Below are 13,715 nucleotides of genomic sequence, written 5' to 3' on the forward strand. Positions count from 1 at the left end.
TGCCTTTTTACTTGATTGTAAAAACAAAAATTTAACTTATCTTTCTCATTTTTTTAATTATCTCAAGGAGTAAACGCTATGTTAGCCGTAGAATTGATTATCGTTCTGCTGGCCATTTTCCTCGGTGCGAGACTTGGGGGAATTGGTATCGGGTTTGCCGGTGGTTTAGGGGTTTTAGTTTTAGCTGCTATCGGTGTTAAACCTGGTTCAATTCCTTTTGATGTTATCTCCATCATTATGGCTGTTATTGCCGCAATCTCTGCGATGCAGGTTGCTGGTGGTTTAGATTATTTAGTTGATCAAACAGAAAAACTATTAAGACGTAATCCTAAATACATCACAATACTTGCGCCTATTGTGACTTATTTATTAACTCTCTTTGCTGGTACAGGTAATATTTCTTTAGCGACATTACCCGTTATTGCTGAGGTTGCAAAAGAGCAAGGCATCAAACCTTGTCGCCCATTATCAACAGGTGTCGTTGCTGCACAAATTGGTATTACAGCATCACCTATTTCTGCTGCGGTTGTTTATATGGCATCAGTCATGGAAAACCCTGCAATGGTCGGTGAAGGTAATACAGTAAGTTATATCACTCTGTTATCTATTTTATTACCAGCGACTTTCCTTGCTATTATTCTGATGTCATTCATCATCTCTTGGGTATTTAACTCAAAACTGTCTGATGATGCTGTCTATCGTGAGCGTTTAGAACAAGGTTTAGTTGAATTACGCAATAGCAAACAGCGTAGAGAAACATTACCAGGTGCTAAGTCATCTGTAATGCTGTTCTTACTGGGTGTTATCTGTGTGGTTACTTATGCAATCATCAACAGCCCAAGCTTAGGCATTGTGAAAGAACCGTTAATGAACACCACTAACGCTATTCTTATCATCATGCTGAGTGTTGCAACTCTGATCACTATTTTCTGTAAAGTTAAAACTGACAACATCCTTAACTCAAGTACCTTTAAAGCAGGTATGAGTGCTTGTATCTGTATTCTGGGTGTTGCATGGTTAGGTGATACTTTCGTTTCAAGCAACATTGATTGGATCAAACTGACTGCGGGTGATTTAATCACTGGTCATCCTTGGTTATTAGCGGTTATTTTCTTCTTCTGTTCTGCACTGTTATATTCACAAGCAGCAACAGCAAAAGCGTTAATGCCAATGGCTTTAGCTTTAGGTGTATCTCCATTAACAGCTATCGCGTCTTTCTCTGCGGTTTCTGGTCTGTTCATTCTGCCAACTTACCCAACACTGGTTGCAGCCGTTCAAATGGATGACACTGGGACAACACGTATCGGCAAATTAGTTTTCAACCACCCATTCTTTATTCCTGGTACTATTGGTGTGGTATTAGCTGTCGGATTTGGTTTCCTCTTCGGCGGTATGATTTTGTAGTCTGAAGTAAAAAATTAAAACATTGCAAAAAAAAGCGCTTAACGCTTAAAAAATAAAATAAGAAAATACCCTGTCGCAAGATGGGGTATTTTCATTTTAGCCTCTCGCTCCTCGCTTTCATTTTTAGCTAAAGTCTGCTAATTATGATGTACTCGCGACAACGTGATTTAAGGAGATTTCCGTGCAACGTGAAGCGTTATTAGACCACGTACTTATCCAGTTAGAACAATACGGCTTAGCGGCAACTTTATCCGAGCTTCTTCAAGGTTCGGGTATCAACGAATCTGATCTTCACCCTTTCTGGCCAGATAGAGACGCCTTGATTTTTGATTGTTTGCGCCACCATGGACAGCAAATTGATATTTGGCAACGCCAAGTCATGTTAAATGAAGATCTGACTATCGAGCAAAAATTACTCGCCCGTTATGATCAACTCGCGATACGTTTAGAAAAGAACCGTTTTCCTGGTTGTCTATTCGTTGCGGCTTGTAGCGCCTATCCTGATGAGCACGCTCAAATTCACCAATTAAGCCAACGCCAAAAGCAAAGTTCATTTGACTACTCTAGAACACTACTACGCGAACTTGATATCGAAGATAGTGAGTTAGTTGCCAAACAGATGGAACTCATCTTAGAAGGCTGTTTAAGCCGTTTAATGGTGAATCACCATGCTGATGATATTATTACAGCAAAATTATTGGCGGAGGATATTCTTAAAATTGCTCAATGCCGTAAAAATGGCGCATTAAGTTAGTTTTAGGTAATAGGAAACGAGAAAAATGCTCTCTTTTTTGCTTGAACTCGATTTCTATCTGCTGAGTCGTAAAAAACAAATTTAATCATCAAAAAAAGAGAAAGTTTTCTCTTTGATATACAAAAAAGTGAATATCTTTACTGATTGTTATTTAAGCATTTTTTACTAAAAAACAGCTTATGATGAAAATTTAAACTTAAATAGAATAAAAAGAAGGCAAACGAATTTATTTTTGCATTTTTTATTAAAAAGACGTTGACGCATCCCGCTGAATACGGTTTAATGCGCCTCGTTAGCCCGAATAGCTCAGTCGGTAGAGCAGGGGATTGAAAATCCCCGTGTCCTTGGTTCGATTCCGAGTTCGGGCACCATCTTTAGAAAAACCAGCCTTAGGGCTGGTTTTTTGCTTTTATCAGGGGCGCCGTAAAAACCCGACCTTCAGGGCGGTGAGGATATCAAAGGCGAAGCTAATTGTTGTTAACAAATGCACTTCATCATCCTTCCCTTTTCTATTTCTCCCTAGCTCATTCCTATCTATGAGAAAATAGTTCAAAATAAATACAACACTATCAATAGTATGTTGGTTCAGATACATTTGCCTCAGATGAGCATTAAGGAAGATAGATGATAAAAAAATGGCATGGAATGCTTAATGTTAAAAAACGGCTCCATGCCAAAAGGTATTCACAGAATAAAAAATTCTCAAAAAGACCAGGAATAGTATTCAGGTTGAAATATCTAATCTAGAAAATGGTTTATATAGATTAATTTTGATTTTTTACTTCTTATCCTTATTTTATGCGCAGCTATTCATTTTGGTTCAGATAACAACCACAATTAGTTTACTCATTTCATTTTTCATTGCTGTATCTATTATTTGTTTTTCTTCATTACCTATATTACGATATAAACTTCTTATATTTATAAAACACAAAAAAGAATATCATCGTAATTTTCATCTATATCCTAATAAGACGTAATAAATGGAATTTCCTAAAGATCGAGTTTACCACTCCGTCATCTGCGTACTGGCTTTTATAGGTTACTTCTTTTCCTCTTTTAGCCTATTGCTAACGCCTTCACCTACTACATTGTTTCAATCGCCTTATATCATCTCATTAGTCAGTTTTTTTATTTATCTTCCCTACTGCCTAATTATTTGGTTTGCCTATCAAAAACATATTAAATTAATGCCATTAGGTCGTCTTCAATGGAATACACTAAAAGCCCCCTTTTTAGCCTTATTGGGTTTATATATTATTAGCCTATTTTTAGGATCTGAAGATGATTCATGGGTTACAGAAATTGAATCTATTACAGGTTTTGCTTTCTTCTTTTTTGCCCTCTCTGTTATGTTTATCGCCCCGATTACCGAAGAAATCATTTTTAGAGGTTTTTTACTTAATGCAGGTATGTGGTATGGCAATAAAGGGAAATGGATTGCGATTATTATCTCGTCACTTCTATTTGCGGCTATGCACACTCAATATGAGTCAATCACTACGTTTATTCTTATTTTTATTGTGGGTATTGTCTTTTGCCTCGTCAGAATAGGAACGCGTTCATTAATCGCGCCGATAGTGCTTCATGGAATACACAACACAATTAGTATCATTTTTTTTATGTTATAGCGTTTTTATTTAATAAATTTCTATTTTTTATAACAAAACACTTATTTACTTTATAAGAAATGATATTTAATAGATGAAAATATTTTATTATTTTTTAGAGAAAGATCTGATTCTCTACGGAATAATAACGAATATTATTTATGGTTATCTCAATAAGTTATATTAAATTCTATAAAAGATAAAATAGAAAAATAAATAGAGAATGTGATTATAACTGCATGCTTTTTCAACATATTAAAGTATGATAAGAGATATTAATATGACAAGAATATGATCATTTTCTTAAATTAAGAGAACTTTTTATGAATTTGTTTTTCCAAAATAGCCTCGCTTTTCCCAGTATTATTTTTAGTGCATTACTTATTATTATCTCTTTTTATTGGCTTTGTGCTGCTTTTGGATTATTAGATATTGATTTATTTAATATTGATAGTGAATTGGATATTGATGCAACAGGTTTCGCCGGTTGGTTAACAAAATTAGGATTAGCAGGAATCCCTGTCACTATCATTTTAACCTTTTTTACTCTTATTGGCTGGTTTATCAGTTATTTTACTAACTATTGGATTATCAGCACGATTGAAACCAATTTCATTTACTATTTAGCGGGCTTTGTTGCTTTAATTATTATCTCTTTTATTTCTCTTAATCTTACTGCGGTATGTTTAAAACCCATTCGTAAAAAGCTCATATCGCGTAATAAGCCTAAATCAGTACACCAATTGATAGGGAAATTAGCCATAGTACGATCAGCGAATGTAACGGAAGACAAAGGTGAAGCGGTTTTAGAAGATGGGGGAGCAGGTTTAATTTTACAAATTAGAGCACCAGAACACGCAAACATTAAACGAGGTGATAGCGTCGTTATTATTAGTTATGACGCGCTCACTCACAGTTATCAAGTCGTAACGGAAGATGAGTTTCATCATTAATACATATTCGATGAGATCTCATTTAGTTAGCAGACAAAAATATTAAAAAATGACGGTATCGTCTGAACCTATGGAGAAAAAAGTATGGATTTGGCTTTCGTTATGCCTTTCTTAACTGTCGTTGGTTTCGCAATTCTAATTATTTTAGGATTATTTGGATTATTCAAGGCGTTCTATATTAAGGTGCCTCAAGGCACAGCCTTAATTGTCAACGACATGACCTCACAACCTAAAGTCCATTTTACGGGTGCATTGGTTTATCCTGTTATCTATAAAAAAGAGTTTATGCGTATTTCTCTTTTAACGTTAGAAGTCGACCGTCGTGGTAAAGATGGTCTGATTTGCCAGGATAACTTACGTGCAGATATCACGGTTGCTTTTTATCTACGTGTTAATGAAACCACTGAAGACGTACTGAAAGTCGCAAAAGCTATTGGTGTTGATAGAGCGTCAGATCATCAAGCCGTCAGTACCCTATTTAGTGCTAAATTTTCAGAAGCATTGAAAACAGTAGGTAAACAGTTTGAACTGTCTAAACTTTTTGAAGACCGACAGAATTTCCGTGATCGCATCGTTGATGTGATTGGAAAAGATCTAAATGGTTATGCATTAGAAGACGTTGCTATCGACTATTTAGAACAAACACCGAAGTCAGCACTTGATCCTAATAATATTTTTGACTCCGAAGGTATCCGTAAAATCACGGAAATCACCGCTATTCATAATATTGAAACCAACCAAAAAGAGCGCGATCAAGAGCTCGCTATTCAAAAGAAAAATGTTGAAACTCGCGAAGCCAGCCTTGCTTTAGAACGTCAACAAGCCGATGCGGAAGCACGCCAAAAACGAGAAATCGACAACATTCGCGCTCGTGAAATGTCAGAAACGCTACGAGTTCAAGAAGAAGAGCGTCTTAAAGCCGAACAAGCACGTATTCAGACTCAACAAGAAATTGAGATCCGTGAAGAAAACCGAATGCGTGAAGTGGAAGTTGCACAACAAAATCGCACTCGCGCAGTTACTATTGAACAAGAGCGTGTTAATCGTGCACGTGAGTTAGAAATTGTTGCTCGTGAACGTGAAGTTGAGTTACAACGCATTGAGAAAGAAAAAGCGTTAGAAGAAGAACGTAAAAACATCTCAAATGTTATCCGTGAACGTGTTGCCGTAGAAAAAACGGTTGCTCAAGAAGAAGAACGTATTAAAGAAGTACGCGAAGTTTCAGAAGCAGAGCGTATGCGCCAAGTGACAGTGATTAATGCACAAGCTGAAGCGGAAGAATCTTTAGTTCGCCAAGTGAAAAGAGCTGAAGCCGATGAGTCTAGTGCTAAGCATAAAGCTGAAGAAATCAGCACGATGGCGAAAGCTGAGTTAGAAGCCTCAGTAAAACAAGCAGAAGCGAAAAAACGTTTAGCTGAAGGTATTGAAGCTGAACACGCAGCATTAGGACTTGCTGAAGCTCGTGTACGTCAAGCAACTGCAGAAGCTGAAGAGAAAGAAGGCTTGGTACTTGCAAATGTCACCGCTGAAAAATTATTAGCGGAAGCGAGAGGCATGAAAGAAAAAGGCTTAACTGAAGCACAAGTGATGGAAGCTAAAGCACTCGCTCAGCAGCAACAAGGTCTTGCAGAAGCCAAAATTTTAGAAGAAAAATTAGCCGCTCAAGCACGTGGTGAAGAACAACAAGCCAATGCAAAAGAAAAACTAGGTTTAGCTGATGCTAAGATCCTCGAAGAGAAACTTGCGGCTCAAGCGCGTGGTGAAGGTCAATTAGGTTCAGCACAAGCGGAAGTTATTCGCCAACGCTTGAAAGCAGAAGCAGATGGTTTAACTGATAAATTTAAATCTATGGATCACCTTAGCGATACAGCTCGTTCGCACGAAGAATTCCGTATGCGTCTTGAAAAACAATTCGAGCAAGCTATGGCATCCATTGAAGCCAATAAAGAAATTGCACGCGAACAAGCTGATGTATTGGCAGCTGCGCTAAGCAAAACCAATATTGAAATTGTGGGCGGTGATGGCAACTTCTTTAATACCTTCTCTAAAGCACTCAGCTTAGGTAAAGCCGTTGACGGTTTTATGGATAAAAGCAGTTTTGCCAAAGAGAACGTTGAAAAACTGATTAACCGTACTCAACAAGATAAAAAACTTGATATTACTTCTTTACTAAAAAACCCTGAAGTTCAAGATTTAATTAATGGATTTATGGCGACAAAAGGCGCCAATCAGCTAATTAAAGATGTGACAACTAAATCAGACTCCCCTAAAGAAGAATAATTTCATTTAAAGGAGATGAAAAGACATCGTGTTTATCTCTTTGTCTTTTCTTTTGTTTTTATCGTTTAAGCCAAGGAAATCCGTTATACCATGTCTGAAATTTTGGATACGAATCGCGAGCAAGAAATACTCGATAGCGCCGTTGCACAAGGTGGTGCGTATGAAATTTTACGCAAACGCCTCACAGAGCAAGGTCAACAACTTCATCAAAAAGCCGCTAAGCTAAATCAGCATCGCTTAGATGAATTTGGTCAAAGCCAAATGGATATTATTGGTCGTATTCGGATCCGTACTGAAAATAACTGCCAAGCCAGAGATATTGTTCGTGTAGGTGAGTGGTTACTATTTGGTTATAACGTTTTCCTTGGATTAAAACGTGAAATACATCTTGAAGATGTTTTCTCTCTTTATCGTTTAATTGAAAATGAGGGTGAATTTGATGTTGAGGCTGTCCCTTATGAAAATACGTTTTTAAACGATAATCGCTTTATTCAAGATTTTACTGAGCTTTATACTTACTATAAAAACACACAACTATTACAGCTAGTTGAGCGTGACGGAAAATTACTTGCTAGCTTCCAAATTGGTGAGCGCATTACGGATGTGCGTGTTTTTCGTTGGGCGATCTCAAGTGATAAACAGCGTATTGAATATATTGATAATCGTGGTGAACGCGATATCGCGCTTCCTCCTGCATATGATTTTGAATGGACAAAAACCCAACGTGAAGATACGGTCAATGGTCGTTTTCCTCATATCAATATTCTTGATACCGTTTTTGTCGAGACAACCGGCGGTGATTTAACGGTTAAATGTGAAAATAATACTGAAGATGGTTTAGGTATTTATCGTGAAGCCGTATTAGATAAAAACCAATCTCTCGATGATGCTCAAATTGAATATGCTCAAACCGGCAGTTTAATTCTGTTAAAAGTCTTACCGTATCGAGAAGAGAATTGGCGTTATTTGGTCTACAACATGTTGACGCAAACTGTACAACGCATTGATGCGATTGGGCAAGCTTGTGTCCAATTACCTGAAGATCATGGCATTATTTTCCCTGGTGGCTATTACTTGCAAAATGGCGAATACAAAACCTTTGATCAACCGATGGAAGGGATGTATTTCCGCCGTCTACGCCGTTCACCTAATGGTGAAGACGTGTTATATGTTTTCTACTCCCCTTCACAAGGTCGCCTCGCACTTTTCAATTACAATATGATTGAGCGCAAACTTGCTGTACCTTTAGTCGGGCATGGCTATGCGATGTTAGAAGACGGGAAAATGGTACTGTTTGAAGGTGAAGGCGAAGAAGCAACGCGTGTTCATCCGATGCAAGTTTGGCAAACACCTTTCTATTCTGAAGAATTTGCTGATAAACAACCACCTCGTAATGGTTTCTATGGAAGAATTGGTAACGCAGATTTAGTACGAGGTATTTCCGAAATTTTACATGTTGCAAAAGAGATTGAAGGTAACCAAATTTCTATTGCTCGTTATGAGCAACTTAGCTCACAACCTAAAAATTTGCTCGATCTCTATTATTGGTTTAACGATGAACACTGTTTAGGGATTGGAAAACTACTCAAAGATATCGCTCAAACCAGCGAATTAGTCCTCGATGAATATGAAAAAGTAGAAAGTATTCGTCAGCAATCTACTAAATCCATGCTTGAAGCGGTTAATCGCCAAAAATCACTACTGGCTTTAACTCTGCCTGATAGTTGGACTGATATACAACAATTTGTTGATAGCTTAAATTCACTGAATGCCCATCGTGGACATCTTATTTCCTTACGTGAATTCCGTTATATGGATTTAACCAAGTTAAGTGCGATGGAAACGGAAATTACAGAGGCTCAACAACGTGTTTCTCAAGCTACGGCTCTTTTTCTGGCTAGTGATAAAGCATTACAACCATTTAAAGCTCAGCTTGTTACCTTTGAAAACCTCATTGAGAAAGCACAAAACAGTGCGCAGTTAGATATCCCAATGAATGACATGGAAAAAATGTCTGCTGATTTGGATATGCTCTCTAACTTAATGGCATCTTTAACATTCCAAGATGTTACTCAACAAACGTATATTATTGATGCAATTTCACAGATTTATGCTCAACTAAACCAATCCCGCGCTCGACTACAACAAAAACGCAAATCACAAAATAGTGTCGAAAGTGTGGCACAATTTGGCGCCCAATTTCGCTTGTTTAGCCAAGGGATCACCAATGCATTATCCCTTGCAACCGATCCTGAACGTTGTGACGACCAGCTTTCTCGCTTATTGCTTCAATTAGAAGAGCTCGAAAGCCAATTTAGTCATCATGATGAATTTCTTGATGATATTCTCGCAAAGCGTGAAGAGTTAGTAGAAACCTTTGAGTCGCATAAACAAGTATTACTTGATGAGCGCCAACGTCGATCACAAAGCCTGCTGACTGCGGCAAATCGCTTACTAGAAAATCTACAACGCCGAACATCTCGCCTACAATCACAAGATGAGTTAAATGCCTTTTTCGCATCAGATCCCTTATCATTGAAAACACGAGAAATTATTGAAAAACTAAGAGAAATCAATGATAACGTCAAAGCTGATGATATTGATGCACGTCTAAAATCTTCTCGTGATCAGGCTATTCGAATTCTACGAGATAAAACTGATATTTTTGAAGACGGTGGCAATGTCATTAAATTAGGACCTCGTCACCGCTTTAGTGTTAATACACAAGAGCTTGATCTCACTATCTTGCCTAAAGAAGATAAGCTTTGGCTATACCTAACAGGAACTGATTATCAAGAGCCCATTGAAAATGCGGAGCTTGCGCAATTACAGCCTTATTGGAATGCGTCACTTGAGTCTGAATCAGACACGGTTTATCGTGCCGAATACCTTGCTTACTCCATTATTTATGCAGCAGCGAAACGTCAAGATGATCTTGATTACGAAACACTAAAAGAAGCGCTCACCATTCCTGAAAAGCTTGAAAAACTGGTGCGCGATTTTGCAACACCACGTTATAAAGAAGGCTATGAAAAAGGGATCCACGATCACGATGCGATCGCAATATTAAAAAAACTGATCCCAATCGGGGAAAGCGCCGATCTTCTACGTTATAACCCGACTGCACGCGCAGTCGCCGCACTATTTTGGGAAACAAAACAAAATGAACAATATCCTGCTTTGTGGCCTGAACGGGCAAGAACAGCACTTAATATTCAGCAATTATTTCATACAGACGATGCATTAACCGATCTGCAAGCTGAAATTGAAGCGGACATACGCCTATTTCTTCATGATAATCCGATTGAGTGCGAACACTATATACCGATACAAGCCTCTGAATATTTAAGCTTTGCTTTGGCAAGAACACCCATTGAATTGGTTTATAGCAAATACGCTAAAGAGCTAGTAATCGCACTGCAAAGTCGATTAGAAGAAGCACATATGTGGATAGACTTTAATCGTTCACAGCTAAACTTAGGTACACGATATGCACAGCGTTGGGCACTGATCCAAAATTGGCTACAAGGGTTATGCTCTCTCCCTAATTATGCCGATCTTACACCTTATATTCCGGGTGCTATCGCGATCATTATTTTAGATAAAGTCGCATCAGCACGTTATAGCGAAGCCGATTTATACTTTTCAGTCACGGGCTTATTAGGCTCTCACGCAACAATTGAAAACCAAACGTTATCACTCAGTTTAGATGATTATTTCAGTCGAATGCGCGGGCAAAGAAAGAACTTTATTCCTGCATTTCGACAGTACCTTACATTGCGACAAAAAATCGTCAATGATGAACGTGAACGTTTAAAATTGCATGAATTTAAAGCCAAGCCATTAAGCTCGTTTGTCCGTAATAAGCTGATTAATGATGTTTATTTACCGATTATTGGCGATAATATGGCAAAACAAATTGGTGCTTTAGGGGAAGGAAAACGCACCGATTTAATGGGACTATTATTAATGATCTCCCCGCCGGGCTACGGTAAAACCACATTAATGGAATATGCAGCAGCACGCTTAGGTCTCATTTTTATGAAGATCAATGGTCCTGCATTAGGGCATAACGTGCTATCACTCGATCCGGAACAAGCACCTAATGCAACAGCGAGACAAGAGCTTGAGAAACTCAACTTAGCGCTAGAAATGGGTAATAATGTGATGTTGTATGTGGATGATATTCAGCATACTCACCCTGAATTCTTACAAAAATTTATTTCACTCTGTGATGGAACAAGACGTATTGAAGGGGTATGGAAAGGAAAAACCAAAACCTATGATATGCGTGGTAAAAAATTCTGTGTCGTGATGGCGGGGAATCCTTATACCGAATCTGGAGAAGTCTTCCGCATTCCTGATATGCTGGCTAACCGTGCTGATATTTATAACTTAGGTGAAGTATTAGGCGGCATGGATGAAGCCTTTGCGCTGAGTTATATTGAAAATAGCCTAACCTCTAATGCTGTATTAGCACCACTTGCACTGCGTGATCTGAACGACCTCTATATTTTAGTTGATAAGGCGATGGGGAAATCTGTCTCTACCAACGCATTAAGTTATCCTTATTCTGATGCTGAAATTAATGAAATTGTGATGGTTCTTAAGCATTTAATTACCTTACGAAATGTTATTTTAAAAGTAAATCAGCAATATATTGCCAGTGCCGCTCAATCCGATAAATATCGCACAGAGCCTGCTTTTCGTTTGCAAGGCAGTTACCGCAATATGAATAAGTTAAGTGAGAAAGTGTCTGCGGTAATGAATGATGACGAAATTGAACGCTTGTTAGACGATCACTATCTTGGTGAAGCACAACTGCTCACTACGGGTGCCGAAGAAAACTTACTCAAACTCGCTGAACTGCGTGGAAAATTAACAGAGAAAGACACGATCCGTTGGGAACAAATCAAGAAAGACTTTATGCGTAATAAAGCATTAGGGGGTGATAATGCTGATATTGGCGACCGTGTTGTATCGCAGTTAGCCAACCTTGTTGAAAGTGTGCAAGGTCTACGCTAAAGATAGAAATAGCCCTTTTCAGCCCACTTATTTTAGTGGGCTGTGCTTATCGAGACTATTCTATAAATTAAGTCATTTAATAAACTAATCTAGTTAATAAAAAATAAATTTTTTTAAAACACATTGCTATTAATATTTAATAATATTAAAAATATAATATATCACTGTATTAATATTAAAATTCAATAATTATATAATTAAAACTCATCACTCATTATATTTTAACCATAAAAGATAAAATATTTTAACAATCAATTATATTCAGTACATAAAATCTATATTAACTCACACTCTGAAAAAAATGAAATAAATAAGATAGTAATAAGAATCACTCTTAATCTATTTATGCGATCTCTCTCTAAAGATAGGAAATTAACTTAGGATTAATAGGATAGAAATGATAACATAAAAAATGATATAAATTAATTTTATAATTTACATGATGTTAGTTTAAATAAATTAAAAATTTTTAAATATATTATCTTCAATTTATTAACAAGATAGATAATGAATGTCTCTGTTAATCATTATTTAAACGCACTATTCTAATTTTAAGATTAAAGTGATAAAAACATTATTCTATTTCGACCTAGTTTAAATCGTTTTTATACTAAATTGATAGCAACACAACAAAAATACTTTCAATAAAAGTGGGCGTACTATGAAAAGCATGTTTACGACTCGGGAGCTCCCTGACGTAGATCGGTTTTCCGTATTCAGGGATACAATAAAAGACCGCTTTTTATCGTCTTATGAATGCAATGAAGTCGAATTGCCTCCTCACTCTCGATTTTATGCCAACATTGTCGAGCAGAAGGTGACAAATATTCGTTTTATTCAGCTAGAGTCTAATGGTCACTGGGCAAGCAGCCGTCCTTTAACCCATAAACTTAGCTTAGAAGAGCATTTTCAAATTGAGATACAGCGTTCAGGGACCAGCCACCTTACTCAAGATGGAAGAACCGCATTTCTACGGCAGGGAGACTTTTGTATTTTTGATATGGCAAGACCCGTATCATGGTCTTTTGATAATGATTACTCATTATTTAAAATTTTGATCCCAAGAGAAAAACTCGCATCACGCTTAGGTAATACCCAAAATCTTACCGCAAGAGCAATTCGAGGTAATAGCGTGACAGGATCTCTCGTTTATAGCTTTGTCATGCGTTATATTCCTTTCCTAGATTCAATGCCACCACAGCATGCGCAACAACTTGCTGATATTTTATTGAATTTAATTACGTCCGCTTTCAGTGAATACAGTATTGCAACTCCTCCTCAAAGTTTAGGAAGGTCAACGCTGTTTTATTTTGCTCAGCACTATCTTGAGCAACACCTGTCTGATCCAGATCTCAGCGTGAATGAATGTGCCAATGCTTGTGGGATCTCCGTGCGCTATTTACAGATGTTATTTAAAGAACAAAATACCTCTGTACTTCGTTGGATCTACCAAAAACGTCTTGAGAATTATAAAACGGCTTTAGTCAATCCTCTTTTAGCAGAGAAAAATATTACACAATTAGCGTATGAATGTGGATTTAGCGATATTTCTAATTTAAGTCGAAAATTTAAATCCGAATTTTTTATGACCCCATCAGAGTATCGGAAAATACATTCATTAAGATAAATAAACTTATTATCTCCCCCTCTAGTTAAATTTTTGGAGGTTATTCTAGAAGGGGGATAAAA

7 protein-coding genes and 1 tRNA gene are annotated in these 13,715 nt (G+C 37.3%); all 8 read left to right on the top strand.

Features of this window, described 5'->3' with window-relative positions; all coding sequences use genetic code 11:
- Positions 1 to 78: 78 nt before the first annotated feature.
- A complete protein-coding gene (locus SB028_RS16735) occupies positions 79 to 1,404 on the top strand; it encodes an anaerobic C4-dicarboxylate transporter (RefSeq protein ID WP_069369770.1) in 1,326 nt (441 codons plus the stop codon).
- Between the two features lie 181 nt (positions 1,405 to 1,585).
- A complete protein-coding gene (gene dicD / locus SB028_RS16740) occupies positions 1,586 to 2,158 on the top strand; it encodes a division control transcriptional repressor DicD (RefSeq protein WP_069369771.1) in 573 nt (190 codons plus the stop codon).
- A 295-nt stretch (positions 2,159 to 2,453) separates the two neighbouring features.
- Positions 2,454 to 2,529, top strand: a tRNA-Phe gene (locus SB028_RS16745).
- Positions 2,530 to 3,141: 612 nt separating this feature from the next.
- Entirely contained in the window at positions 3,142 to 3,789 is a 648-nt protein-coding gene (locus SB028_RS16750; RefSeq protein WP_069369772.1) for a CPBP family intramembrane glutamic endopeptidase, read from the top strand.
- 302 nt (positions 3,790 to 4,091) lie between these two features.
- Positions 4,092 to 4,721 (top strand): OB-fold-containig protein, encoded by a 630-nt coding sequence (locus SB028_RS16755; protein ID WP_069369773.1) that lies wholly within the window; start codon positions 4,092 to 4,094, stop codon positions 4,719 to 4,721.
- Between the two features lie 84 nt (positions 4,722 to 4,805).
- Entirely contained in the window at positions 4,806 to 7,001 is a 2,196-nt protein-coding gene (locus SB028_RS16760; RefSeq protein WP_069369774.1) for a hypothetical protein, read from the top strand.
- 90 nt (positions 7,002 to 7,091) lie between these two features.
- Positions 7,092 to 12,026: a DNA repair ATPase gene (locus SB028_RS16765; protein ID WP_069369775.1), complete on the top strand. Its 4,935-nt coding sequence runs from the start codon at positions 7,092 to 7,094 to the stop codon at positions 12,024 to 12,026.
- Positions 12,027 to 12,687: 661 nt separating this feature from the next.
- Positions 12,688 to 13,653, top strand: coding sequence for a helix-turn-helix domain-containing protein (locus SB028_RS16770; RefSeq protein ID WP_069369776.1), 966 nt, complete (start codon positions 12,688 to 12,690; stop codon positions 13,651 to 13,653).
- Positions 13,654 to 13,715 lie beyond the last annotated feature (62 nt).

The sequence above is a fragment of the Proteus vulgaris genome (genome assembly GCF_033708015.1).
Classification (GTDB): domain Bacteria; phylum Pseudomonadota; class Gammaproteobacteria; order Enterobacterales; family Enterobacteriaceae; genus Proteus.

Excerpts from the sequence above, each read along its gene's own strand:
- SB028_RS16770 (WP_069369776.1), top strand. The coding sequence starts at position 12,688 with ATGAAAAGCATGTTTACGACTCGGGAGCTCCCTGACGTAGATCGGTTT.
- SB028_RS16760 (WP_069369774.1), top strand. The coding sequence starts at position 4,806 with ATGGATTTGGCTTTCGTTATGCCTTTCTTAACTGTCGTTGGTTTCGCA.
- SB028_RS16750 (WP_069369772.1), top strand. The coding sequence starts at position 3,142 with ATGGAATTTCCTAAAGATCGAGTTTACCACTCCGTCATCTGCGTACTG.
- SB028_RS16765 (WP_069369775.1), top strand. The coding sequence starts at position 7,092 with ATGTCTGAAATTTTGGATACGAATCGCGAGCAAGAAATACTCGATAGC.
- SB028_RS16735 (WP_069369770.1), top strand. The coding sequence starts at position 79 with ATGTTAGCCGTAGAATTGATTATCGTTCTGCTGGCCATTTTCCTCGGT.
- SB028_RS16755 (WP_069369773.1), top strand. The coding sequence starts at position 4,092 with ATGAATTTGTTTTTCCAAAATAGCCTCGCTTTTCCCAGTATTATTTTT.